This window comes from Streptomyces sp. NPDC056161, assembly GCF_042268025.1.
In the GTDB taxonomy this organism is placed as follows: domain Bacteria; phylum Actinomycetota; class Actinomycetes; order Streptomycetales; family Streptomycetaceae; genus Streptomyces.
The window spans coordinates 45,733-71,141 of sequence record NZ_JBHJUV010000001.1 but is presented as its reverse complement, the minus strand read 5'-3'; the positions used below and the strand labels follow the sequence as shown (position 1 = coordinate 71,141).

Genomic DNA, 25,409 nt, shown 5'->3' with positions numbered 1-25,409 from the left:
GCTCATTTACCTCGGCGAACCCGGCGTTCCGTCGGCCGGGTCGAGCGCCCCGAGGGAGCCGGGGTAGAGGTACGCCTTCTCCGGGGCGGTGGTGCCCTGCACCCAGGCGGCGAAGAAACCGGTGAGGTCCTTGCCGGAGACCTTCTCGATGAGCGCCTCGAACTGCGGCCAGGACGCGTTGCCGTAACGGTGCTCGCGTTGCCAGCGCTTGAGGGTGCCGAAGAACGCATCGTCGCCGACCGTGCGGCGCAGGGCGTGCAGCATCATGGAACCCTTGCTGTACAGGGCGTTGTCCAGTTCGCGCCCTTGGCCTGGGTCATACAACTTCGTCTTCCAGAAGTCGGGGTCCGCCGCGCTCTCCTCCAGCATGGAACGGTAGAAGTTCTGGTCCAGGTCGTCTCCGTCCTTCTCGTACCACAGCTGGACGGCGTACTGGGCGAAGCACTCGGCCAGGCAGCCGTCGCGCCAGTCGGAGAACGACACGTTGTTGCCGAACCACTGGTGGGCGTTCTCGTGGACCATGGAGGTGTCGAAGAACCCCCAGTGGTAGGTCGGGCGGCTCTGCGTCTCCAGCGAGAACGGGCCGCTGCCGTCGTCATTGGTGATGACGATCGCCCCGGCCGAGGAGAACGGGTAGGGGCCGAATTTCGAGGCCAGGAAGTCGATGACCTTCGGCAGCAGGGCCTCGTTCTTCGGATCGATGGTGGCCCCGGGACTGTAGGCGTTGATGACGGGGGTGCCGTCGGAGAGCGCCGAGGTGCGCACCGTGAACTTGTCGATGGCGATGGTGCTGAGGTACGTGGCCATCGGCCGGTCCTCGTACCAGCGGAACGTGGTGGTGCCCTGGTCAGTGGTTGTGGCGCCGGGCCTGCCGTTGCCGACCACTGTCCAGCCGGTGGGGACCGTGGCCGTGAGCCGGAGGGTCGCCTTGTCCGAAGGGTGGTCGTCCGCCGGGTACCAGGCCGTTGCGGAGTGCGGCTCGCCCGAGACGTTCGCGCCGCCGTCGGCGAGGGTGTGCCAGCCCTCGCCGACGGGTTCGCCGGAGTAGCGGACGCGTACGGCGAAGTGCGCGTTCCTGGTGAGCGGCCGGGCGGGGGTGACGACGAGTTCGTGCGCCCCCTCGCGGGAGACGGAGGCGGCCGGGGTGCCGTCGACGGTGACGGAGGTGACCTCGAAGCCCTCCAGGTCGAGGTGGAACTGGGTCAGGTCCTGCGTCGCGACAGCCTCTACCGTGGTGTCGCCCTCCAGGTGGCGGGGGTGGGCCGGGTCGTAGGTGACGTGCACGTCGTACTGGGTGACGTCGTAGCCGGAGTTCCCGTCATCCGGGTAGTACGGGTCGGCGGCGCCGGAGGTGGCGGAGGCGGGCAGGGTGGTGAGCACGACACTGGCGGCCAGGGTCGTGACCACAGCGGTGGTGCGGCTGTGATGTTTCCGGCAGGCGGGCATGCGTATCCTCCTCGGAGGTGTCGGAAGGGTGGCGTCAGTGGCGTCCGGCGAGCTGCCAGACCGTGTTGATGAACGCGTTGGTGCTGGTGGTCTCGGTCGTCGGGTCCACGTTCTCGACGCGGTCGCACGCCTCGTGGTAGCAGGCGTCGAGTCCTGTGGCGAATCCCCCTACGGGGATGCCGGCGTCACCGAACGACACGTGGTCGCTGCCGCCGATCCCGATCCCGAACGTGGGCAGGTTCCGGGCCGCGAAATAGTCGTTGAACGCCTTTGCGGCCGCGGGGTCGTCCTCGACGACGAGCCACGTCCGGTTGCCCTTGGTGCCGGCCATGTCCATGTTCAAGTAGACGTCGATCCGGTCGCGTTCGGCGGCGGGCAGGTCCCGCACATAGGCGGCGGACCCCACCATGCCCGCCTCCTCGGCACCCCACCAGGCGAACCGTAGATGGCGCTGGGGCGTCATGCCTGCCTTGGCCACCTCAAGTGCGGTGGCGAGCAGGGCAGCCGAGCCGGAGCCGTTGTCGTTGATGCCGGGGCCGGTCTCCACGCTGTCGAGATGCGCCCCGGCGAACACGATGTGCCGTGCGTCGCCGCCGGGCCAGTCCGCGACGAGGTTGTAACCGGCGCTGCCGTCGTGCGTGAAGCGATGCAGAGTGGTGCGGAAACCGGCCGTGTCCAGCGCGGTCTTCACATAGGCGACCGAGTCGCGATAGCCCTGGGTGCCGTGGGCGCGGTTGCCTCCGTCGCGGTCCGCGATCCGCTGAAGTGCGGTCAGGTGCGGCATGACCTGGTCCGCGGTGACGACGGGCGGGGTGGGGTCCGTGTGCGGTTCAGCCGCGGCGGGGATGCCCAAGGGGACCCCCACGAGAACGGTGCACAGGCTGAGGACCGCGGTCACGGCGCGCAGGCGGGTCCATGTGCCGAGCCGGGACGCTCGCGGGCCGGATGCGTGGGGGTGAAAGGTGCCGAGGTCGGCCGTGCGGCGACCTGCGGTGTGGGCCGGGTGCATCGGTGCGGGCCTCTCTGGTGGTGGTGATGAAGGGTGCGCCCTGATGCCCGGACGCGCGGGATCAGGGACGGGCGGTCGCGGTGTTCGCGAGCCCGGACGGAGAGACGGGAGTGGGGCGAAGTCGGCTGTAAAGAGATCGCAAAGCATCGAACGCGGCTCGGTGGCGCACCGGGGCTGGCGCCAGGAGTGGTAGCGCGCGAACTCTGCGGGGCCTGGCGGCAGTTACCGCCTTACGGCCCTGCCGCACACGCTAATGATCAAGCTGGTGTTTGGTCACCGGTTCGACCACCCGGGTCGTTGAGGCGACCCCGGGCAATGCGCGCACTCCGGTGAGCAGTCCTGTACCGGCGGTGTCACCCTTGAGATGTACCTCGAAGAACGCGGTGGCGTACGCGGTCAGCGCGTTCTGCTGGACCTTGGGGGCCAGCGCGTGGTCAGGACAGGTGCTGTCGTCCTCGCCCAGGGAAGCGGGCGGGGTCCACTGGGTGTTGAAGAAGTTGTGGTTCGCGTCGCGCAGCGAGACCGAGTACGCGGGCTGCGCGGTGCGCCCCTGGGCGTCGTCAAGATACTTCTGCCCCGCCTCCCCGACGGCGCCGTCACAGCCGGAGGTCACCACGGCGACGGGAGTACGCGTGACAAGTGTGTCGCTGTTGTCTCCGTCCGGGTCGTCGAATTTCACCGGCGCCAGCGCCAGGACGGCGCCGACGCGGACCCCGGCCGGCACTTCCCCCCTGTGCTTGTCCGACGCCTGCCACATCACGGCCTTGCCGCCCCGGGAGTGCCCGATCGTTCCGACGCGCTGCATGTCCAGGTGTCCGCGGAGCGAGGGGAGCCGCTTGGCGAGAGCCCCACGGCCGTCGGCGAGTTGCCGCCACAAGAGCAAGTGTTCGTTGATCAGCCGTGCGCGGTCTCCGTAGTCGAACGACGCCATGTTGATGCCGTTCGCGCTGAGCGAGACGACGACGAAACCACGCTCGGCGAGACTCTTGGCCAGGTAGTCGTAGCCCTGGTAGCTCGGATAGGACGTGCCCTTGTCGCAGGGCCACGCCGTGGCGTCCTGTTCAGTACAGGCGTACCAGGAACCGTGGGAGACCACCACCAGGGGCAGTCGTCCGCTTACCCGCGCCGGATAGCGCACCACCGCGCGTACTTCACTGACCGTGCCCGTTTCGGGGTCGGTGAACGCGGTGTCCCCCAGATCGTAAGCGGCGGTCACGGTCCGCTGCTCGGTAGCCTGGCCGACGAGGGCGAGGCTGCCGACGTCTCTCGAACCAGTCGTGCCACTCATGGGTTGTGCCCCGTTGGCGCCGGTCAGGGCTGTTCCGAGCAGCAGGGCGGCGACCAGGGCCGCGGGCGTCAGTGCTCGTTGCTTCATCATGACTCTCCTGTCTCAAACGGGTCGGCTGTTCCTTCACCGCACCCTTGAGACGACGCAAGCGCCCTACCGGTTGGGACCAAAATCATGAGGGGCCACGACGTAGGTACCTCGACGCCTACGCGGCAGAGCCCGACGCCGCCGGCACCGAGGTACTGCCGAGCGGCACGTGTGATCGCTCCCTCTCTGCTCAGGACCACCTCGGCTTGAGCATGCCGCGACGGCACGGTGTTTCATCCAGGCGCCACCGCGAACCGCGGGAGGCGGACGCCGAGAAGGAACGTGATGCGAACATCGATGAGTCACAGGCGACGAACCCGGCCGCGGAGCCTGTGGCCCCTGGTGGCAGGTGCCTCATGGATCGGCTCCATCGTCTGGGTGGGCGGTCAGATCGGAGTGGCGGGGGTGCTGGCCGGCCTCGTCGTATCCGCTCTCGCCGCCGTCCCCGTCGCCGGCGCCTTCCTGTGGCTGGGCCGCTGGAAGCGCGAGCGTTCAGAGCGACTGCTTTCCGCATTCGTGTGGGGTGCGTCGTTGGCTGCCTTCGCCGCGATTTGGTCGGAAGAAGCACTGCAATACCTTGCCGACACCGCAGTGAGCACCGATTTCGGTCACTGGTTCCGCCCACTCGTGATCACCCCGGTCGCCGAAGAAGTCCTCAAAAGCCTCTTCTTGCTGTGGTTGGTGATCTATCAGGCCAGGTGGATCACTGGACTGCTCGACGGAATCGTCTACGCAGGTCTCGTCGGCACCGGATTCGCTTTCACGGAGAACACCCTGTACCTCGGGAAAGCCATGACTGCCTTCGCAACAGACGTATCCGATGCACATGCAGCGGGACAACTCGCCGCAACGGTCCTCCTGCGGATGGTGATGCTTCCGTTCTTCCACCCGCTCATGGTCATCGTGTCCGCCTCAGGCATCGTTGCAGTCGTTCGAGAGCGCGGCCGATCTGCGCGCGTGGGCCTTGCCCTGGGCGCCCTGCTCGCCGCCATCGCACTGCACGGTGCGTGGGACTGGGCCGGTCTCGCCAGCAGCGATCCGTTCCTGATCTACAAGGTCTACGGAGCTGTCCTGGTGCCTGTGTTCCTCACGACGCTGGTCCTGGCACTCGTGCTCCGCAGGAGGGCGGGGAAAATGGTGGCCGCCTCCCTGCCCGCGCTGGCGCGCGACGGCCATATCGACCCCGGTGAGGTGACGCCCCTCTCCAACCTCGGTCAACGCCGCCGCTGGAGGAGAGCCGTGCTACGCCACTCGGGTCGCAGCGCGGCCCAGGCCACCACACGTTACCAAGCAGAGGCGAGTGGGCTCAGTATCCGGGCGACCCGTGCGCAAGCCGGCGGACACCGGGACGCGCTGGACGAACAAGTGCGGACGGTGGCAGCAGCGAGGTCGGACATGCTGGGGGCGATCGCAGCCTCGCAGGGCTCTGCCAAATGAGCGGCTCTGTTTCACCTTGGACGGTAGCGAAACGTGAGTGGGCTCGTTGTGCCGGTCCCCTCGCAGCGCGGAGACGATCTGTACGGTCAGTCCCTCGGCGAGGGTGTTCGGTAGTCACGTGCGTGGTCGGTCGGGCTCTTGGACCCGCATACGCTGTGCAGCCGCCTGGCGTTGAGGGCCGTCAAGCGCTGGTCCAGGGAATATGCGGCGTGAGCATGTCGTGGAGGCAGCGGCGCAGTCCGTTGTGGGAGTCGACCGGCGAAAGCCATGGCACCCGCTGAAGCAGGTCGTTGTGTTGACTGGTGCTGGGGTCGGTGAGAAGGGTGCGGAGTTCGTCGGGGACGGGGTCGTCGGCCAGGCACAGCCAGGCAAGGGCGGCGCCGATGCGGATCTGCGGCGGTCGGCCGGGATCTGACCACAGGTGCCGGGCCCACGCGTGAGCATGTTCATCGTGGTGTTCGCGGGCGACTTGGGCGATCGCCAGGATCAAGCTCACCTGGACCACCGGATCGTCTTCCGTTGCCAGCCCGCGGTGCAGGGCTGAGGAGACGTGTGGAATGTCGCCGGTCGCCTCCGCCATGACGAAGGCGGTCGCGGAGCGGACGGCGGGATCGGGGTCGAGGAGAAGAGGGAACAGGAGATGCAGGTCGCTCGTGATGGCGTCGCGTGCGGCCTGAATCGTCCAGTCCACCGGGCATTCTGTGGTGCCCTCCATCAGCAGTGGATCCTCGGAGACCGCGAGAAGGCATTCCCGCGATCCGTCCCCATGGTGCTGACATCGTCCGATCGAGGCGACCAGGCAAAGGGTTTCCGCCCGGAGCCCCGGGGATCCGGTAGCCGCGATCCGGAGCAGGAACGGCACCGTCAGTGCTCCCACCGCGATCGTGCTGCCCTGATGGTGAAGATCTGTCCACAGCTGCCACAAAGCCCGGCCGGCGGCCTCGGCGTCTTTGGAGGCAAGCGTTGCGAGGAGTCCGGGTATCTCCTCGCCAGAGCCGTAGAAGTGCGGAAACCGTTGCCAAGGGATCTCGCCGTACTCAAACCCGTCCTTGACCCCTCGCGGGATCGCGCTCACGACCGTACGCATGTCGCAATCCGTGCCTACCCACGGCTCGGGCCACCTGGCCCAACGGTCATCGTCCATAGCCTGACCTTCAGACATCACAACCATCCTCCACTCGCAGACCACGCGATCCGTGAACACCTTCGTCAACGACCGGGGCAAGCAGACGGCCTCCTCCGTAGGCGGACCGTCGGCTGACGCGCAGGGTGTAGCCCTGGCCGCACAGCACGGCCACGGCCACGGTCGAGCGCGGCCTCCGGCTCAGCTGCGCGGAGGAATTCGGTGACCTCGCCCGGGATGCCGAGGGTACGAGGACTTCGAACGCATCCCCGGCCGGCTGGAGCACGAGGTCGCGGACATGCCTGCCGCACACGCCAACCACGCCTGCCCTTTCCCGCGCTGGTTCCTGCTCCGGCGTACCCGTCGGCGGGCTGACCACGGTATCCGTGACCCCTCGGCCGCCCGCGCCCCCAAAGCCGGCGTCCGTGTGTCACGCGGGCCCGGTCCCGGACGCGGCCCTGCCGGGCGTGGACCGGTCGGGGCCGACGGGGAGGCGCCGGAGTGGGCGCGGGGGCCCGTCCTGAGGGCCGGGACTCGTCGCGTCGGCGAGGACGGCGGCGGGGCGCGTCAGCCGAAGTGGAGGTCGCCCTCGATGGTGCCGGCCTGGATCACGGGACCGCGGATGTCGCCTCCACTGACGGTGTTGTGCACGGTGGTGCCCTGCTCCGAGCGGTGTTCTGCCGCCGTCAGCAGGGCACGCAGCTCGGCCTGCGCCGCGGGGTCCTCGCGGAGCAGGAGCAGCAGCCGCGCCTGCCATCGGGACTCGATCTCGGCGAGGGCCGCCCGGTCGTCGTTGTTCGCGGCCACAACAACCGCGGCGCGGGCCTCTTCCAGCTCCGCGTCCGCCGTCTGCGTCCGACCGGCCCGGTCACCCCCGAACAGCGCCCGCACCCGATCCCTGGCCGTGGCCCACGCGTCGCCCGCCATCAGCTGCACCAGGGTCGTCGCCCCGGACACGGCCAGCGCCGTCAGTTCCGCCTCCACTCCGCCACCCTCCGTTTCCCGCTGCTCAGTCCCGAACTTCGCTCCTTACCAGCCTACTTGGAACACTTCGGGGACGCGGACTATCGTGCTCGACCAGGAGACGGCGGAGGTGCGCGAGACGTGGGGCGAGCCGGGGGGAGCAGGTCCCACGACGTACACAACACCTTCCACGGTGACGCCCAGACGGTCATCCAGGCCGGTTCCATCGGCCGCGTGCACCTCTACGGGATCCCCTTCCAGCTGACGCCCTTGTCCGGCTGGTCCGTGGTCCGGCGCTGTGCGGTCGTGACGGTCCTCGTGACTCTCGGCGGCTTCCTGCTGGGTACGGGGCTCACCGCCGCGACCGGACGGAAGGCGCCCTGGCTGGTCGTAGCCGGGCTCGCGCTGCTGATGACCGCGCACTCCGTGGGATGGGTGACCTGGCAGTGCCGTCAACTGTCCCGCGGCCGCCACGAGAACGCGCTGCGCGCCACGGTGAACGGCGTGCTGGCCGGACTCGCCCGGGAGCAGGCCAGGCAGTGGCGCGACGAGGCGATCACGCGCCGCGTCCAGGGACCGCGCCTGCTGCCCGTGCTGTGCCGGACCGCCGGGCGCGACCTGTTCGACCACTGGTCCAACATCCGCACCGGTGAACGGAGCGACCAACCCCTGCCCCTCGACGGCGACGTCGCGGAGATCGACCGGCTCTACGGCCTGGTGCCCTCCGGACGGCTGGTGATCCTGGGCGAACCGGGCGCGGGCAAGAGCGTGGCGGCGCTCCGGCTCGGGCTGCGGTTGCTGGAGCGACGAGGGCCCGACGGCCGGGTCCCCGTGATCCTCCCCCTCGCCTCCTGGGACCTGGGCGAGACGGGCCTGTGGCGCTGGGCCGCGCAGCGGCTCGCCACCGAACACCCCGAACTGGCGGCACCGACCGGTTTCGGCACCGTACTGGCCGAGGAGGTGGCCGCACCCGAGCGGCTCCTGCTGATCCTCGACGGCCTTGACGAAGTGCCCGCCGAACGGCGTGCCATGGCCCTGCGGACGCTCAACGACACTCTGGACGAGCACACCCACCTGATCCTCACCAGCCGCACCGCGCAGTACCGGGACGCGGTGTGCCAGGCGGACGTGCTCAGCGGCGCGGCGGCCGTGACGCTCCAGCCGTTGACGGTGCGGGAGTTGAGCGAGCACCTCAGGACCAGTACCCGGCGGACCCGGGCGGACGGCGCCCCGCTGTGGGAGCCCGTCCTCGCCCGCATGCGCGACGGTGACGAGCCGCATGCCCGGCGGCTGCGCGCCGCGCTGTCGTCGCCGCTGATGCTCGGGCTGGCCTTGGCCGTCTACGGTGAGACGGCCGCCGACCCGGCTGAACTCCTGGACACCGCCGCGTTCCCGACCGGAGCGCGGATCGAGAAGCACCTGATCGCACGGCTCGTACCGGCGGTCTACACGGCCCCGCCCGACGTGGGGAAAACGCCGCGATGGCGCGCGGAGGACGCCGAACGCCAGCTCCGACGGCTGGCCCAAGATGCCGCCCGGCACGATGCGCCCGGCGGCGAACTCGCCTGGTGGCGCTGGTATCCCGGGCAGGCGAAGGCCGCTACGGCGGTGGCCGTCACCCTGATCTACGGCACGGCTGTGGCCCTCACCGCCGCCCTGCCGCCGCACGGCACGATCCGCTGGTGGGGCATGACGCTGCCGGCGTGGGGCGCGCTGGCACTGATCGGTGTGCTTCCCCTGATCGTCGCTGTCGTCGACGTCTATGCCACCGTGCCGGTGCCCGTGCGTCTGCAACTGCGTCGGCGCGCACCCACGATTCTCCGGCGCGCCACAGGAAGCGCCGCCGGGATCGGGTTCGCCTGGGCGACGAACATCCCCACCAAGGACCATCCCTACCCGTCCGGCTTCCCGATGCCCGTGGCCGTCGCGTTGGGCGTGCTCTTCGTCGTCCGCGCCGCACCGAGCATGACGACCGACGTGGAGTCGGTCACCCCTCGCTCGCTGCTGCGGGCCGACCGGACGTCAGCCCTGACCCTGGCAGTCAACCACTCGGTCACCGGGCCGCGCCGGTGGTGCCTGGAAGCGGTGGTGCTGCTGCCTCTCGTGTGCGTCAGCACCTGGAGCGACCACGCGGGGGCGGGGGTGACGGGTCCGGCGGCGTGGGCCACCGTGGTCTCGGGCACCCTCGCCATCACCGTCCTGCACGGGATCACCCACACGGCCTGGGGGCGCCATGCCGCGGCGCGCGTCGTCCTGGCGGCCACCGGCCGGCTGCCCTGGCGGACTATGGCCTTCCTGGAGGACGCCCACGCGCGCGGTGTACTGCGGCAGACCGGCGGGGTGTTCCAGTTCCGCCACGCACGATTGCGGGAGCACCTGATCAGCGAAGCGCCGCCGGTGCGGGACGGCAGGGTCCGTCTCCGCCGGTGGTCGCGGGCCCCCTGGCTGCTGGGCCGCCGGCCCGCCCTCCTCCTGACGGGAATCGTGCTGTTCTTCGGCAGCGCCTACCTCACCCAGTCCATCAGCCGGATCAGCCTGCCGGCCGGTCCCTATGCCGCGCCTCCGCCGGCCTGCTCTCTCCTCGACAGAGACACGGTCACCTCGGCCCTCCACGGGGATCCGGTGCGCGACCGTGAGGCGCAACGGATGGGCGGGCTGTACGAGCCCTGGCCCAGGCGTGATGACGTGTGGTGCAGCTGGCACACCGAGGCCAACACCTCGACACTGGCACTGGCCACCGATACGGAGACGCCGACCCCCGACAAGAGCGGCGCCGAGATCGCGCGGCGCGTGTTCGTCGGGACGACGAACCCGGACGCCCCGGCCCAGGCCGATCCCGCGGCCACCCCCTGCGACTGGGACCACGAGTCCATCTGGTCGGGGAGCGACGACCGGGAGCCCGGCGTCTTCGTACACGCCTTCCTGCTCTGCCGAAACGTCGTGTTCCAGGCCGACTACCATTCCGACCTCCCAGCGGGTGCGCCCTCCGACGGCACCGCTGTGCTGCAACGACTGCTCCACCTCGCCGTACGCAACGCACTTCGCCCGGAAGAGGCCCGGTAGTCCGCTCTCGGACACTCGGCCGCGATGCGGCCATCCGTGAAGCTCGGGTCGTGGCAGAGGATCATCAGCCTCGCGCTGTCGCGAGTGGGGCTGTCCGAGGGATGATCACATAATCGAGGGGCGCGTCTGAACCGGGACGATGGGATGTGTCCAGGATCCTGGTCTGCTGCGGCCGGGGAACGCGGGCAGTAACACCGCCGCCGACCACATCGAGGCCGCGAAGCTCGCCCTGGCCCAGCCGCCGAAGAAGCACCGGCGAGGACGCCGCGCTCTGATCCGCATGCGCGGTTGAATGCGAAGAGCCGATGAATGTCGCCCGTATTCTCGCGCCTCGGGCGCAACGGCGGTCTTCGGGGAACGGTGATAGTCGGTGGCTCTGGCTCATCAGGTGCGGTCGTGCAGGGTGATCTGGTAGCCGTCGGGGTCGGCGAAGGTGAATGTCCGGCCGAAGGGGCCGTCAATCGGTGCGGAGACGATGGTGTGACCGTCGGCGACGAGAGCATCGTGGATGGCCTGGACGTCGGTGGCGTGGAGCCAGATCGCGGCACCGATGCCGGGCTGGGCAACGGATGCGAGATCGGTGCCGGGAACGACGTCGCGGAGTGCGAACGCGATCGGCTTCGTCTCGAAGACGACGGCGTGCGGGGGTCCGGCCGGCGAGCGGACGAGGCCGAGGTACTGCTCGTAGAACGCCTGCGAAGCGTCGAGGTCGCGCGCCTGGAGCGAGATGAAGTCGGGGCCGGTGGCGGGCATGATGATGCTCCTTCTCTTCGTGTCAGATTCCTGACACGGGTCACTGTATGTCAGACTTCTGACATGAGTCAAAACGATGCCGGCATCGACCTGGACAAATCGCTGGGCTACCTGCTGAAAGAGGCTTCGAGCGCCCTGCGCGCAGCCATGGAGGAGGTGCTGCGGCCACTCGGGATGAGCGTGACGCACTACTCCTGCCTTGAGCTGCTGGCTCAACGGCCGGGCTTGTCGAACTCCGAGCTCGCGCGTGGCGCGTTCGTGACGCGGCAGTCGATGAACGTGCTGCTCCAGGCCCTGGAACGAGACGGCTACGTGACCAGGCCCGCGGAGGCGCCCGTCGGGAAGGTTCTTCCCGCGCGGCTCACGCCGCGCGGCCGCCGGAGCCTGGAGAAGGCGACCGTGGCGGTCCGGTCCGTCGAGGTCAGAATGCTGGCCGGCATGACCGGGACCGAGCAGTCGGACGCGTTCCGGATCCTGCGGAGCATGATTCATTCCCTGCGCGACGGCAGGGACGGTGCATAGCTCCTTCCGCGGCGCACGTCTCGCCGCGCCCGGACAGGAGTGCAGCCGAGCGTGGAAATCCGTGCAGGTGACCTCGAAAACCGACAGCCCCCGACTGCACCCGCTTCTGCGACGAGCCACATTGCGCACCTGGCCGTCGTCCAGCCCGAGGCCGCGCGGACTCCGGGCGGCAAGAGGACGAAGAATACCCGGCAGACCAATGAAAGCGAGAAGTGTCTTGCGTTCCCTCGATCTACACCCGATCTTCCGTAATAACCGGGACATCGATCAGGCGGTGAGGTCCTTCATATTCAACGCGTACAACTCCGGAGATTCCATGGCCGAGATCATCCCGGGAAAGGGAAAACAGCGGCTCAAGAATCATGTTCTGGCCTACTTGAACCAGAACCATATGCGGCGCTTCTATCGCAGGGTGGAGGCTGATCCGACCAACGCCGGGCGGATCGTGGTCCATTTCAAGTAGCGCCGGGGCCACTTCTTTGGACTCCCGCCCGTCCTGGAGGTCACGCGGATGGGCACGGTGGAGGACCTCGGCCGGGACGAACGCCCGAACCGCCGACCGAGATCCTTCGGCCCCGCTCCGTTCACTTCGGCAGATCGGCGGCAAGGAAGGGAGCAAGGAGCGCGAACAATGCGTCGGGGCGGTCGAGGGGGATGATGTGGCCGCAGTCCTGGAGGTGGTGTCCGACCAACTCATCGGCGATGGGACGGAGTTGGCGTTCGAGCCCAGTGCCGACGGGGTGCGAGCCGACGGCCATGGTGGGCATGGTCAGCCGAGCCGTCGCGACAGCGTCCTGGATCTGCCGCGCGCTGGTGGGCAGGGCCCGGTAATAGGAGAACGCGCAGCGCAGGGCCTCGCTCCCGGTGTACGCGTGGACGAAGGCCGTACGGATGTCGTCGGGCACCCCTCGCCCCAGCGTCCCCGAGTCGAGGAACCAGTCGATGTACGGGGCCTCGTTGCCGGCCAGGACGGTCTCGGCAAGGCCGGGGACGGCGTGGAAGCCGAACCACCACGGGGCGCCGCCCGCGACGACGTTTTCGGCTCCGGGCAGACGGCCGAGCAGCGCCTCCATCACGACCAGGCGCCGGACGATGGCGGGCCGGCGCAGCGCGAGCAGGACGGCGGGGGCGGTGCCTGCGTCGATGCCGACCACCGCTGCCGAGGGTTCGCCGAGTGCGTCGAGCAGCCCTTCGGCGTCGGTCGCGAGGGTGTCTGCGTCGTAACCGTCGACGGCACGTGCACTGGCACCGAAGCCTCGCAGGTCCGGGGCGATGACCCGGTACTGCCCGGCCAGCCGGCCCATGATGCCGCTCCAGAGTTGCCAGGTGTGCGGGAAGCCGTGCAGCAGCAGAACCGCAGGTCCGTCCCCGGCGATTGCGACGTTGAGTTGGACGCCGTTCGTCGTGATACGGCGCAGTCGGTGTGCGGTGGTGACGGGCATGACGGCTCCTGTGGCCAGCGAGTTACCATGGGTGACCACAGAACGATAGGTGACTGTACGGTCGCTTCCCAGACGGCACTTTCAGGGAAGGTGGTGAGTTCCAGGTGACCACCCGAGGAGCCGGGGCCGCTGGTCACGGGGTAAGCGGGGATCTGTTCGACCCCCGGTGCCCGACGCGGCAGTTGCTGGACCGCATCGGTACGAAGTGGACGTCCATGGCCGTCAAGACGCTCGCCGATGCCGCACCGGACGAGGTGCGCTTCGCGGAGCTGAGACGCCGGATGCCGGGCGTCTCGCAGAAGATGCTGTCCGTGACGCTGCGAAGCCTGACCCGCGACGGGCTGGTGTCGCGCCGGGTCGAACCGGCCGTGCCGCCGCGGGTCTTCTACCGGCTCACCGGACTCGGGCTGTCTCTGGAAGTCGCGCTCGCGGGGCTGCGGACCTGGGCGGAGGAGCACATGGCCGAGATCGACCGCGCCAACGAAACCGCGGACCAGGGTGTCGATGGGGGATAGGCAGACTGGTTGCGCGCCCAGTACTGGTGGCTCGGGTGCTTGATGTGGTCGGCGTCGTCGCCGTGGTGCGCCGTAGAGGACGCAGGGGATGTCGTCGGCGCAGTGGCCGGCGACGAAGGGACGGGTGAAGGACGACGGGGATGGTGTTCGAGGACGGCATTCCCCGGTTCTGCCCGAAGTGCGCCACGATCCTGAAGTCGGTCGGCGAGACCGCTGGCGGCGGTCGCACTCCCTTGTCGGTCAGCCCACCAACCTGCGCATATCTCACTCCCCAGGACCTACCGGCGTCAGCAGCCGCTGCCAGGCGAACCTTCCCGACATCACTCGATCAAGTTCAGTAGTGATTGCGAGGAATCCGTGCGGTGCGGCCAGCACCTGTTCTTGCTGCCGGTGCCACCGCTCACACTCTTCGACGAAGGCATGCTGTTTCAAGGTTCTGGACGGTCATGTGCGCTCCCTGTACTGAGGCTCGTGAGTGAGCTGCTCCCGCAGGAACATCGAAGCCAGGCCCGTCATTGCGCGAGCAGATTGTCGGATGCGGAGTCAGGTGCCTTGGCGGCGCTGTTCTCATCTGACAGCAGGTGAGACACAAGGTCGTATGCCCACCCGGAGGTGAGGGGCTCGTCGGTGAAGACGGCCCGGTAGTAAAGGGGGGCGAGGATGGCGTCTGTGGTCCGCTCCAGAGTCGGGCGCTCATGACCTCTGGCCTGCTCGCGTTCAAGGATGGCTTCGAGTTGCTGCTGGCGTTCGCCGCGGCATGCGGCAGCACCCTGTTCTCCGCCTGTGCCGATGGTGGCTCGCACCAGAGCGAGGGTGTCCGGGTCGCAGAGGTCTTTTGCCAGGTCGGACGCATACCGTTCCAGGTCGCCGCGGAGGGTCCCGGTGTCTGGTACCACGATGTCGCCGGAGAAGCGGCTCGTGGCGACGTCGGCGAGCAGTTCGCCGATGGAGCCCCAGCGGCGATAGACCGTAGTGGCGTGCACGCCGGCGCGAGAGGCCACGACCGGGATCGTCAGTTCACTGGCTTCGTGGGTGAGTAGGTCCTTGACGGCCTGGTGGACGGCCGCCCGGACCCGCGCGGAGCGGCCGCCGGGCCGCCTTTCGGTACGGCGGGGGGATGTCGTAGCAGGCATGTGACCAGTATTGCAGTGATCACTGCCTTTGTAGCGCATCGTTCGCTGCGTTTGTGTTACGCTCAAGCCACTAACGCAATGATCACTGCGAGGTTTGCGCCTCAGGAAGTGAGTCCTACTATGTCCAGCCCGGCATTCGTGGGCCCCGAGATGAGCCCCCTGCAACTGCGAGACGTCACGGTAGCCAACCGTGTGTGGATGTCCCCGATGGCTCAGTATTCTGCCGCTGCGGACGGTAAGCCGACCGACTGGCACCTCGTGCACTACGGGGCGCGAGCAGTCGGCGGAGCAGGGCTGATCATGATCGAGGCCACAGCCGTCGGGCCATCCCACCGATGCACCGCTGCTGACCTCGGGCTCTGGAATGAAGAGCAGGCCGCCGCTCACCGGCGCCTGACCTCATTCATCTCCGAGCAGGGTGCAGTGCCTGCCATTCAACTCCAGGCCGCGGGCCGGAAAGGGTCGCACAAGCTTCCCTGGGACGGGCTGGGCCAGAACGACCCTGTGCACGTGGGTGATGGCGGTTGGGACACGATCGCGCCGTCGGCAGTTCCCTTCGGCGACCTGAGCCTTCCGCAGGAAGCCAGCCACGCTGACATCGACCAGACTGTCGCGGACTTCGCCCACTCGGCCAAGATGGCGCACCATGCGGGGTACCAGGTGGTCGAAATTCAGGCGTCTCACGGATACATCCTCCACGCGTTCCTGTCCCCGCTGTCCAATCACCGGACGGACGAGTACGGCGGAACCCTGCAGAACCGAATGCGTTTTCCTCTGCGCGTGGCCCGGGCAGTTCGACAGGCGTTCCCGGCGGAGAAGCCGGTCTTCGTCCGTATCACAGCCACGGACTGGGTCGAAGGTGGCATCCCTATTGACGAAGCGGCAGTTTTCGCCAAGGAACTGGCCGCCGTCGGTATCGACCTCCTCGATGTCACCTCCGGTGTGCTGCTGCAAGACGTGCGGGCCCGCCCGCCGGCTCGCGAAGGAGTTCACATCGAGTTCGCCGACACCCTCAAGAAGGCGTCGGGTCTCCCCGTCGCTCCTGTTGGGCAGATCGCCGATATGTCGCTGGCCGGCGAAGTCGTAGCGAGTGGCCAAGCGGACGCAGTGCTGATGGGGAGGGCACTGCTGCGCGATCCGTACCTCGTCCTCTACCACCGCCGCGACGACCCCTCGTCCTGGCCGAATCAGTACTACCGGGCCCTGTGAGAGCAGAGCCGTAGACGGAAGGTGAAGGGAAAATCCGATGACATCCATAAATCGCGCTGCCGGGGGCCCTAGGGCCGGGAGGCCGGGCGGTACGAAGACCAAGCACACGTCCGTCGGCGCTTCGCACCGCAGGCCGGGCAAGGGCGCCTTTGTCGCTCCAGGCCGGCCTCAACATTGTCGGCCCCATCGGCCGCACTGCTCGGGATCGGCACGCTGATTTCGCTCTCCGGGGTGGCGCAGGACGTCGCCTGGCTTGCCGCCGTCGGCACCGTCATCTCCGGCATCGGCTTCGGCGCCTCAGCCTCGATCCACCGCGTGAATTCTGATCACCGGTGTCGGGCGGCTTCCGGGGGTTTCTTCGGGGTGCGGGCAGCGGTGATCGCCGGGTGGCCGTCCGGTGCGGGGCCTCCGAGGTCTTTCGGGTCGTGGGCGGGCAGTTGCGTCACCTGGTTCAGGTGAGCATGCGCTGTCCGGTCGCGGTCCACAGGTCGGTGAAGTCGTCGTCCCAGCGCCAGAGTTTGGGCAGGTGGAGGGTGAGGCGGCGGGCTCCGGTGGCGATCCGGGCGGGGATGTTGATCAGGTGGCGGCGGATCGTTCCGGTCCGCGCTTTGGCGTGGAAGACGGAGGCGAGGTGGCCGGCGGCCCGGGTGAGGTTGTAGGCGGTGGCCGCGAGGGTGAGCCAGGCGGCGTTCGCGGTGAACTTCCCCGAGGGCAGATGGGCGAGCGCGGAGTCCTCCAGGTCGGCGAAGACCTGCTCGACCTGGGCGTGTTCGCGGTGCATGGGTTCGGCCTGGGCGAGCACGAACGGGCTGTCGGTGAAGATGACGTGGTGGCGCCAGACGCCGAAGAGTTCGGCCTGGCCCTCGGGCACGCTCTTGGGGTTCAGGCGCTTCACGCGGCGCACGATCAGCCGGGCGGTGGTGTGGAACGCCTTCTTCTTGCTGGTGAACGCGGTGAAGGGGACCTCAGCGATCTCTGCATCGGAGATCCAGCGTTCTTCCTCGGCGTCCCAGACCGCGGCGGCGTACTTGATCGGCGTCCAGGCGTCCTCGGCGATGTGCGCGATGGCCTCGCGGATCTTCTTCCTGACCGCGACCGCGAGGGAGAACCGTGCGCCGGCCTTGCGGCAGACCTCGACGACCTTGTGGGAGAAGTACGCCGAGTCGGCGCGGACGATGATCTGCGCGGTGATGCCCATCGCCCTCACCGTGGCCAGGGCCTCGCGCAGCAGACTCGCCGCCCCCTTGCCGGAGCCTGCCGAGCCCTTGCGCAGCCTCGTCGTCACGATCAGCGGCGCGCACGTCGCGGTCTTGACCGTCACGATCTGGAAGTGCAGGCCGCGCTGTTTGGTGTAGCCGAAGGAGGCGCCCTGCTTGGCCGGGCCGTAGACCTGCTTGACCTTGGAGTCGATGTCGACGAACACCACCTCGTCGCCGGTGGGGACCAAGCCGGTGTGCGCGGCGAGATTGCAGGTGAACGCCCTTGCCGCGGAATCGAGTTGGCGTACCTGTCCCCAGGTGAAGGCGCGCAGGAACGTGCCGAGCGTGGACGGGGCACGCACCCCGCCGAACAGTCGGGACAGGCCACCGTGGCGCAGCACGTCCAGGTCGTCGATGCTGTCCGCCCCGGCGACCATGCCGCCCACGATCGACAGGGCCTTCGCGTCGGCGGCCGTCCCGGCACCGTTACCCGCGCCGGTGAGCTTCACTTTCTCGGCCACCAACCGGGGCAGCCCGCACCGCTCGGCGAGCCGGATCGTGGGGACCAGCTCGGCATGCGCGATCAGGTCCGGGTCGTCGAACGCGGCGAACAGCGCCGCCGGGCTGTGGAAGACTCTCACTTCAGAGGTGCCTTGCTTCGTGGGACTGGTGTGGGCGTAGGAACTCCCATCATCCCAGGTCAGCGGGCACCTCTTCTCATTCCGCCGTCCACAGACCGGCTATCGCACGGTGGATCCAGGCTGAGGGGGGACCGCTGCAGCAATGCAGCGGTCCTACCCGACGAGATCTGGTTCGGGATCATCACCCGGCAGTCCATCCGCCGCGGCACATTCGCCAGCGTCAACGTCCTGGTCAAACAGATCCGCGACTACATCGACTCCTGGAACGAGAACGCGAAACCCTTCACCTGGGCCGCCACCGCCGACGAGATCCTCGCCAAGGTCCGACTTGTCCAGACCAGCGTGAAGAAACTCGTCAATAACAACTCGAAGTAACACAATCAGGATCACGAGACACTAGAGCGTCCAGTCGCCGGGCAGCAGCCCACCATTTGCCGGTCGGTCTAAGTGCTTTGACGCGGTTTTGCGCGGCGCCCTCGACGCCCCGCCGTGATTTACAGCTGAACGGCAGGATCAACCGCTCTTACCACGTGACCCTCTGCAGTCCCTCCTGTGCATTTCCAGACCGCGGTCTCATGGAAGTAACCCACATGCAGACCGCGGTCGTGCTCGCCGCAGACGGGCCAGGTCACGCGATGGTGGCTCATGACGAATTCCTGCACTCCTTCCGCCACAGCACCCAGAACCTCTGCCGAATCGGGTGTGGAGACCTCCGCCGACTTGATGTGGACCACGCCGACCGGTCCCAGGTCCGGGTCGCGCACGTAGTCGATGTAGCAGAAGTCGTCGCCGGTGGCCGCTTTCCCGGTGTCCTGCTCCGCCGACCTGGTGACCGTCTCGAAGGCCGATCTCGCCATGGAGAAGGTTCGCGCGGTCCAGGATTCACAGAACTCCGATTCCGGAATTTCTCCACGCTCGCTGTACAGCTCGGCCATCCACGTCAGTACCTCCTCGGGGAGCTGCTCCCCGTGCCGCCAGACCGCTCGCAGCATCCGGTCCTGCCAGTCCGAGAAATTCGACATCATCGCTGCCTTCCGATGGCAATGAAAGCCGGGGGGGAAGTGGTTGCCCACTTCTCCCCCGGCGGTGATCACCCCGAAGGGTCTCAGGTGAAGAGGCCGTAGACGTTCAGGTTCGGGTTCTTGGCGCAGATGTTCATGACGGTGAACTTCCCGCTGAATTCAACGTTGTCAGTCCAGTCGAACCAGAAGGTCATGCCCATGGCCTTGTACTTCCCCCGGTCCGACTCCGGTCTTCCCCTCCCGTTCGGGACACCCCAGGAGCCGTGGAAGACGTAGGTGCCCGACTCCAGGTGGCCGTAGTTCTGATTCCTCGCGGCGTAGTACAGCGGAAGGACGATGGTGTACACGAACTTCAGAGCGCCGTACTTCTTCCAGATGCTCTTCAGCTTCACGTACCAGGTCAGGCTGCACTTGGACTTCCCGGTGCAGTTCCTGCGGATGCCGAGGGTGTAATTCTTCGTACTCTTCGTCTGATAGCGGTAGTTCAGCTCACCGCTGGTGTCCGACTGACCGATCGGGTCGGCGGGGTAGATGTAGGCGCTGGTGTTGCCGCCGTAGACCGGGTCGCTCTGGAGGAAGCGGCCGGTGGTCGGATCGTAGACGCGGACGCCCATGAGGGTGTACCCGGCCAGGCCGTCGGTGGCTTTCTGGTAGGCGCCCAGGGACCCGTACTTCGCTGCGGCGGCCGTGGCGTCCAGCGGGTTGCCGTACTCGTCGTAGCGCTGGACCGTGGCGGCGGACGTCGCCAGGTCCAGCCGGACGGAGATGTCGCCGTGCAGGTTGGCCAGTTGGAGGACCGTGCCGACGGTGGCACCGGTGGTGGCGGCCAGGCCGCCGGAGAGGTCGGGGACATTCCGGCTGACAGTGGAGGCGGAACCCGCGGTGGTGACCGTCCAGGACGGAGTTTCGCAGCCACAGTTGTAGTGGTTCACCGTGGTGCTCGTGGTCGACCAGGTCGCGCCGCTGTCGCTGGTGGTCGCGGTGACCGAGGACGCCAGGCGGCCGGAACCGTCCAGGCCCCAGGTGGTACGGGTAGAGCCCACGGTTTCACTGGCCACCAGGTCGTTGGTGTAGTAGGCCAGGGTCTTGCCCGCCACCTGGGTGGTGCGCCCGAAGGCGTCGTAGGTGTAACCCCCGGCGATGAGGCGACCCGCGGTGTCGTGCGCGTACGCCGTGCTGGAGGTGGTGGGGGTGGAGCCCGCAGCCGTGACCGTGGTGGTCAGCGAGGTGCGGTTGTCATCCGTGTCGAAGGCGTAGGCGCGCGAGGTCGTCGTCGTGCCGTCGTCGTCGGTGGCCAGGGCCAGGCGCCCGGAGGCGTCGTAGCCGTAGGCGGTGGACAGGGTTCCGCCGTCGGTCTGAGTGTGACCGGTCTGCTTGCCGTGGATGGTGTAGGTCGCGGAGTCGGAGAGCACGGTGGTGCCTGAGGAGTCCGCGTAGGTCACCGACGTCTGGTTGCCCGTCGTGTCGTAGGTCGTGGCCAGGGTGTAGCCACCGGGGAGGGTCTCACCGGTGAGAGCGCCGTCGGCATCGTGGGCACCGGCCGTGAACGTCCCGGCGACCGAGTCGGTGATGGACCGGGCCTGGCCGGTGGTGGCCTCGTAGGTGTAGGTGGTGGTGGACGGCACCGAGTCGGACGCCGTCACCGGGCGGTCGAGGATGTCGTAGGTGAAGGAGCTGGTGCTGCCCGACCCGTCGCTGTAGGTGAGTGTCCGGCCCCGGGCGTCGTACGTCGAGGTGGACGTCCTGCCGTTGGCGGTGGTGCTGGCGACCTGGCCGGTGGCCCCGTCGTAGGTGATGGTGGTGGCCGGAGTGCCTGTTCCGGTGCCGCCGGTGACGGTCGTGCCGGTCGGACGGCCCGCCGCGTCGGGCGCGGTGGTGGTCGTACGGGTCACGCCGTTGGCGGTCTCGGCCTTGGTGACGACCTGGCCCCACCGACCGTAGGTGTAGACGGTGGTGACGGCCTCGGCGGGGTTGGTCCCGCCACCCGAGATGGCCGCGGCCGGAGCGGTCCTGCAGAGCAGGCCGTCCCACTCGGTCGAGGCGCAGGCGCCGATGGCGTGCGCGTCGTAGTAGGTGTACACCAGCGTGCCCGCGTCCGAGCCGGACGATTTCGGGGTGCGGGTGGTGGCCACACGGCCCGCGCTGTCGTAGCTGGTCACCTGGCCCGCGGACTCGCCGCCGCCGGTGGTGGCCAGTTCGGAGCCCGTGGACCAGTCGTAGGTGGTGGTCGTGGTCTTGGCCTCCGCGTCGGTAGCGTAGCCGGCTATGGCCGCGCCCGTGGTGGAGGAGGTGACCAGGTCGGAGACCGCCGCGTTTGCCGGGGCTCCCTCGTCGTAGGCGTAGGAGGTGTGGGCACGGGCCGGGATCACCGTGCCAGCGGCCAGGGTGGACTCGGGGGTGGTGCCGGTGAGTTCCGCGGCCAGGGTGACCTGGTGCAGCGGACCGTACTCGTCAGTCACACGGGTGCCGTCGGCGGAGTACTCCAGCACGGTGGCCAGCTGCTGGGCGCGCTCGGCGGTGGACAGATCGGTCAGGCCCAGGGCGGCCAGTTCTGTCGCCGCGTTGGCGGAGGCGCCCAGGGCGAGTTCTCGGTTGCCGGCGGTCAGGTCGGAGGACTCGTTGCCGAGCAGGTCGTACTCGGTGGTGGTGATCGCACCACCCGGGCTCACGGTGTTGGTCTCCATTCCGTTCGCGTTGATGTAGCTGATCGTGGCCCGGGCATAGGCGCCAGCTGTCAGGTCGCCGCCGGTGCTGGAGGCCGGAACGCTGTCGGCGGGGAAGAACGCGGTGGCGTCGGTGGGCGCCTCGTCCTGTCCCCAGGTGGCGACCGTCGCGGTGTCCATCTGGTACGGGGCGGCGGTGCCGGAGACCGGGACGTCGTAGACGACGGTGGTGGCCGCCGTGCCGGACGTGGTGCTCGCGGAGCCCGCGGCAAGCGCGGCACGCGAAACCTTGAGGAGCATGCCGGCCCCCGAGGTCAAGGTTGAGCCGGCCGTGCCGTAGGTGAAGGTCCAGGGCAGCTCGCCCGGCTTGGTGTACGTGGCTACGCGGCCGTCGGTGCCGTAGGTGTACTCCGTCTTCAGCAAGGGGCTGATGCGCGGGTCCCACACCTGGCGCAGCTGGCCGGAGGCGTTGTAGGCGTACGAGGCGAGCGTCTCGGAGGTCGAGGCGGAGGCACCGGGGGTGGTGGCCCACAGCTTGATGGCCGAGACCTGGTTCAGATAGTCGCCCAGTGTGCTGGAAGTGGCCGTGGTGGCCGGCGCGTAGACGTACTCCAGTACCCGGCAGCCCTTCGTGGACGGCGTCGTCTGGCAGGTCGTCGCAGTCGCCGCGCTCGTCGGCGAGACCACGTACCTCGGACGGGCCAGCTTCTTGCCGCCCACGTCCACCGTCGTCGAGAAGACCGTGACCGTCGAGTCGTCGACCGCCGAGGCCGACGAGAACACCGTCCACGTCGTCGAGGCCGGGTCCGCCTTCGCGAACACGACCGTGTTGGCGTCGGTGTCGGTCAGCGTGAACATGTTCGTGGTGGTCGAGTAGGTCAGCGTCAGGGACTCGGCACCGATCTCCGGCTGCCAGCCGCCGCTGCTCGTCTCGGTGTACGCGATCGCGCTGCCGTCACCGGCCAGTACCTCGACAGAGGTGCCGGAGGTCTCGCGGATCTGCGTATAGTCGCTCGACTCTGCGGAGACGGCCGACGTCCAGCCGGGGCCGAAGATTTGCGCCTGGCCCTCGGCGTCGGTGCTGTTGGTACGCGAGGAGAACGTACGGTCCACGCTCGCGGCGAACGCGGAGGCGTCGGTGGCCGACAGGTTGAAGTCACCGGTGAGTTCGTTGACCTGGCCCGGGCCGATCTGATTGGTGAGGGCGGTGCCCGCGTCCCGGTCGAGGGTGACCTCGGCGGTCTGCGAGTAGCCGGTGGTGGTGCCGTCGGTGAACGCGGCCCGCAGCTGGATCACGCCGTCCTCGGCGAGGGTGGAGACGGTGTTCCACGCCAGCTTGGTCGCGGTGCCGCCGCTGACGGCGACGGGCCAGGCGGAGACGGCGGAGCCGGAGGCGGTCACATCACCGACGGGCACGGTGTGCCAGATGTCGGTCTCGCCGCGCCGGTACTGCCAGGTCACGCCGGTGTAGGTGGTGAGGCCCTTGGCCGCCAGGGTGACCCGGCGGGCGGTGGTGTCGCCGTCCTGCGGGGAGAGGATCGCCGCGCCGTCGGCGCCGACGCCGAAGCTGTAGGCGGTGCTGGCGGTGGAGAGGTTGCCGCCGGAGTCGATGGTGCGCGCGTACAGCGTGTGCCAGCCGCCCACCGGGTTGATGCTGATGGTCTGCGCGTCGCCGCCGGTGCCGTTGGTCGTGTCCAGCTTCGTGTTCGGCAGGGACGCGTCGTCCAGGCCCCACTGGTAGCCGGCACCGTCCGTGGAGGAGGTGTCGAGGGTGCAGTTCACGGCGGCGGATGCCTTGGCGGTCCAGCCGTTCTGGGTGTACGTGTCACAGATGACGGTCGGTGCGACCGGCTTGCCCGTGTTCAGCACGAACGTCGTGTAGCCCGACCACGACCCGAAGTCCGTGCCGTCATACGCCCGCACCCGGTAGCGCAGATGCACGCCCGCGGGGAACGCCGACCCTGACGGGATCCCCAGCGCAGAGGTCGAGCCGGAGGCCACCGTCTTGCCGTACGCGGTGTAGGTGTAGGTGGTGTCCGCCGAGGCCGGGTCCGGGGTGATCTCGAACTGGGCCTGAGCGTTGCCGCCGTCGGCGTCGGTGACCTTTGCCGACAGGGTCGGGGTCAGCGAGGTGACGTACCGGCTGCCGTTGTAGGCGTTGACCACGCTGGGCGAGATCGCCGCGGAGGCGGTGGTGGCGTAGGAGTTGTAGGTCACGACCAGCTTCGGCGCGTAGCCGGAGGTGGTGTAGTTCGCCGAGCGGAAGCGGCGCCAGGTGGTGGGGACTTTCTCGTCGGCGCTGCGGATCTGGATGCCGTAGTTGGCGGCGCCGTTGGCCCAGTCCTGGACCATGCCGGTCAGCGTCCAGTTCGACCAGTTCGCCGGGCAGGAGGAGTCGTAGCCCCAGTGGCCGGTGTTGGTGGCCATGCTGTCCGTGGTGGTCGTCGGCTGCGTGACCCACGTGATGTTCACGGTGTCCAGCGTCGAGGTGACGCGCTTGGCCTGCGTCCCGGGGCCGTCGGTCGCGCACGTGGCGGAGTAGTACGAGTACAGTGACATCACCGCCGAGGTGATGTGCTTGCCCTTGAACTTCGACACGTCGAACTTCAGGTACGAGCGTGCGATGTCCTGGCCGGTGTCGTAGGTGCCGGACTTCAGCTCCTGCGAGCCCTGCTGGGAGTCCGGGTAGTCCGGGGTCTGCACCCACGTGTCCGTGGTCACCGCGAGCGTGGACGTCGGGTCGACGGTCATCGGATAGGTGGCCGTCGCCAAGAAGTCCGCAGCTGGGGTCAGGACCAGGGACTGTGTGCCGTCCTCTGCCGTCTCCACCGTAGTGGCGACCCGCGCCCGGTGGTCGGACTCACCAGAGACCGGGTTCTTGGTGGAGTCCCACATCATCGGCGCGGACGCTTCGGCCACCAGCTTGCCCGCAGTGTCCTTCAGCAGCAGGTGACCGGACTCGGCTTGCGACAGCTTCAGGCCGTCCAGGTTCAGCGGAATCCGGTAGGACACGGGGCCGTCGGGCTGCTGGTCCAGGACCACGTTCTCGGTGAAGCCCTGCGCGAGCGCGGAGACCGTCAGCTTCTGTCCGTCGCCGAGGTCGTAGGAGGCGGTGTTGTCCTTCACCACGGGCGTGGGCAGCTTGTCCTGCCAACCGAGCCCGAACGACATGGCCCCCTTGGCAACCGATACGAGGGCGGTGTCGCCGCCGTCGGAGACCGCGATGTCCGCCGCCGTCGCCGCCGGCGTCAGATCCGCCCCAGTGTCGGACAGCGAGGTGTCGATGTCCTGCCATACCCCGCCCTGCTTGACCCGCACCGGACCGGCGAATGCCTCGGTCTGCAGCTCACCGCTCGGGAGCGCCCACGTCGTTGAATCCGTCGTCCGCGCCGAAAGCACCTCGATCTTCCGGTCCTGCAGCCGCGCCATCAGCACCGCGGAGGACTCATCCTGTGCCTGCGCTGGACCCTCGGCCGCCGCCGAGGACACCGTCGGGAGGGCTTGCGGTGGCAGGGCAACAGCTTGCCCGGTGGACTCCACCACCAGCGCCGTCTCAACCGCCAGCACCAGCGCCACAGCCCCAGCTACCCGTCGCGCGCGTCTGCGCGCCAATGACGTAGCAGGTATGAACGGGCCCGGAGGCCCGCCCTTAAACCAAGAAACCATCACAACTCCCTAGAACGATCTTCACTTGAAGATCAACAGGAGAGGTTCTACAGGCCCACACACCCCCCTGGCCACACCTAATTCACGCCCCCCGGCAGACATAATTAACAGAACAAAACATTCGCCCCATATCTACCGTCTCGACTCGCGTCAACCTGGATCCACCGCGTGAATTGTGATCTTCGGTATCCGGCGGGTTCGAGGTGATCTTTCGGGGTGCGGGCAGCA

19 protein-coding genes are annotated in these 25,409 nt (G+C 68.3%); 8 read left to right on the top strand and 11 right to left on the bottom strand.

Features of this window, described 5'->3' with window-relative positions; translation table 11 throughout:
* Positions 1–6 precede the first annotated feature (6 nt).
* The 3 genes from ACFC09_RS00345 to ACFC09_RS00335 form a co-directional block, all read right to left on the bottom strand.
* Complete coding sequence (locus ACFC09_RS00345; protein WP_376522174.1) at positions 7–1,446, bottom strand: M1 family metallopeptidase; 1,440 nt, start codon at positions 1,444–1,446, stop codon at positions 7–9.
* A gap of 34 nt (positions 1,447–1,480) precedes the next feature.
* Positions 1,481–2,344, bottom strand: a complete 864-nt coding sequence (locus ACFC09_RS00340; protein ID WP_376522171.1) for a M20/M25/M40 family metallo-hydrolase — start codon at positions 2,342–2,344, stop codon at positions 1,481–1,483.
* 361 nt (positions 2,345–2,705) lie between these two features.
* Positions 2,706–3,830: an alpha/beta hydrolase family protein gene (locus ACFC09_RS00335; protein ID WP_376522168.1), complete on the bottom strand. Its 1,125-nt coding sequence runs from the start codon at positions 3,828–3,830 to the stop codon at positions 2,706–2,708.
* 378 nt (positions 3,831–4,208) lie between these two features.
* On the opposite strand from ACFC09_RS00335, the gene ACFC09_RS00330 reads away from it, so the two are divergent.
* On the top strand, positions 4,209–5,267 hold the full coding sequence (locus ACFC09_RS00330; RefSeq protein ID WP_376522166.1) for a PrsW family intramembrane metalloprotease: 1,059 nt from the start codon (positions 4,209–4,211) through the stop codon (positions 5,265–5,267).
* Positions 5,268–5,448: 181 nt separating this feature from the next.
* Here ACFC09_RS00330 and ACFC09_RS00325 read toward each other — a convergent pair whose 3' ends face one another.
* The gene (locus tag ACFC09_RS00325; RefSeq protein ID WP_376522164.1) at positions 5,449–6,354 is read right to left on the bottom strand and encodes a hypothetical protein; all 906 of its coding nucleotides are present in this window, start codon (positions 6,352–6,354) and stop codon (positions 5,449–5,451) included.
* A gap of 603 nt (positions 6,355–6,957) precedes the next feature.
* The gene (locus ACFC09_RS00320) at positions 6,958–7,374 is read right to left on the bottom strand and encodes a hypothetical protein (RefSeq protein ID WP_376522161.1); all 417 of its coding nucleotides are present in this window, start codon (positions 7,372–7,374) and stop codon (positions 6,958–6,960) included.
* A gap of 120 nt (positions 7,375–7,494) precedes the next feature.
* Between ACFC09_RS00320 and ACFC09_RS00315 the strand changes: the two genes are divergently transcribed.
* Positions 7,495–10,416, top strand: a complete 2,922-nt coding sequence (locus tag ACFC09_RS00315) for an NACHT domain-containing protein (protein ID WP_376522158.1) — start codon at positions 7,495–7,497, stop codon at positions 10,414–10,416.
* 139 nt (positions 10,417–10,555) lie between these two features.
* Positions 10,556–10,708: a hypothetical protein gene (locus ACFC09_RS00310; protein WP_376522836.1), complete on the top strand. Its 153-nt coding sequence runs from the start codon at positions 10,556–10,558 to the stop codon at positions 10,706–10,708.
* A gap of 92 nt (positions 10,709–10,800) precedes the next feature.
* Here ACFC09_RS00310 and ACFC09_RS00305 read toward each other — a convergent pair whose 3' ends face one another.
* Entirely contained in the window at positions 10,801–11,169 is a 369-nt protein-coding gene (locus ACFC09_RS00305) for a VOC family protein (RefSeq protein ID WP_376522155.1), read from the bottom strand.
* A gap of 63 nt (positions 11,170–11,232) precedes the next feature.
* Here ACFC09_RS00305 and ACFC09_RS00300 point away from each other — a divergent pair, with 63 nt between their 5' ends.
* Together ACFC09_RS00300 and ACFC09_RS00295 are read left to right on the top strand one after the other, a co-directional pair.
* Positions 11,233–11,691: a MarR family winged helix-turn-helix transcriptional regulator gene (locus ACFC09_RS00300; RefSeq protein WP_376522153.1), complete on the top strand. Its 459-nt coding sequence runs from the start codon at positions 11,233–11,235 to the stop codon at positions 11,689–11,691.
* A gap of 199 nt (positions 11,692–11,890) precedes the next feature.
* Positions 11,891–12,154, top strand: a complete 264-nt coding sequence (locus ACFC09_RS00295) for a Smr/MutS family protein (protein ID WP_376522151.1) — start codon at positions 11,891–11,893, stop codon at positions 12,152–12,154.
* Between the two features lie 121 nt (positions 12,155–12,275).
* Here ACFC09_RS00295 and ACFC09_RS00290 read toward each other — a convergent pair whose 3' ends face one another.
* Positions 12,276–13,133: an alpha/beta fold hydrolase gene (locus tag ACFC09_RS00290; RefSeq protein ID WP_376522148.1), complete on the bottom strand. Its 858-nt coding sequence runs from the start codon at positions 13,131–13,133 to the stop codon at positions 12,276–12,278.
* 104 nt (positions 13,134–13,237) lie between these two features.
* Between ACFC09_RS00290 and ACFC09_RS00285 the strand changes: the two genes are divergently transcribed.
* Positions 13,238–13,648: a winged helix-turn-helix transcriptional regulator gene (locus tag ACFC09_RS00285; RefSeq protein ID WP_376522146.1), complete on the top strand. Its 411-nt coding sequence runs from the start codon at positions 13,238–13,240 to the stop codon at positions 13,646–13,648.
* A 512-nt stretch (positions 13,649–14,160) separates the two neighbouring features.
* On the opposite strand, the gene ACFC09_RS00280 is transcribed toward ACFC09_RS00285, so the two are convergent.
* Entirely contained in the window at positions 14,161–14,820 is a 660-nt protein-coding gene (locus ACFC09_RS00280; RefSeq protein ID WP_376522144.1) for a TetR-like C-terminal domain-containing protein, read from the bottom strand.
* 81 nt (positions 14,821–14,901) lie between these two features.
* Between ACFC09_RS00280 and ACFC09_RS00275 the strand changes: the two genes are divergently transcribed.
* The gene (locus tag ACFC09_RS00275; RefSeq protein ID WP_376522142.1) at positions 14,902–15,990 is read left to right on the top strand and encodes an NADH:flavin oxidoreductase/NADH oxidase; all 1,089 of its coding nucleotides are present in this window, start codon (positions 14,902–14,904) and stop codon (positions 15,988–15,990) included.
* Between the two features lie 451 nt (positions 15,991–16,441).
* Here the strand turns inward: ACFC09_RS00275 and ACFC09_RS00270 are convergent, their stop codons facing one another.
* Positions 16,442–17,830 (bottom strand): IS1380 family transposase, encoded by a 1,389-nt coding sequence (locus ACFC09_RS00270; RefSeq protein WP_376522140.1) that lies wholly within the window; start codon positions 17,828–17,830, stop codon positions 16,442–16,444.
* A 30-nt stretch (positions 17,831–17,860) separates the two neighbouring features.
* On the opposite strand from ACFC09_RS00270, the gene ACFC09_RS00265 reads away from it, so the two are divergent.
* The gene (locus tag ACFC09_RS00265) at positions 17,861–18,205 is read left to right on the top strand and encodes a hypothetical protein (RefSeq protein ID WP_376522138.1); all 345 of its coding nucleotides are present in this window, start codon (positions 17,861–17,863) and stop codon (positions 18,203–18,205) included.
* A gap of 119 nt (positions 18,206–18,324) precedes the next feature.
* On the opposite strand, the gene ACFC09_RS00260 is transcribed toward ACFC09_RS00265, so the two are convergent.
* Positions 18,325–18,924 (bottom strand): hypothetical protein, encoded by a 600-nt coding sequence (locus ACFC09_RS00260; RefSeq protein ID WP_376522135.1) that lies wholly within the window; start codon positions 18,922–18,924, stop codon positions 18,325–18,327.
* An 11-nt stretch (positions 18,925–18,935) separates the two neighbouring features.
* Entirely contained in the window at positions 18,936–24,944 is a 6,009-nt protein-coding gene (locus tag ACFC09_RS00255; RefSeq protein ID WP_376522133.1) for a DNRLRE domain-containing protein, read from the bottom strand.
* Positions 24,945–25,409: the final 465 nt, after the last annotated feature.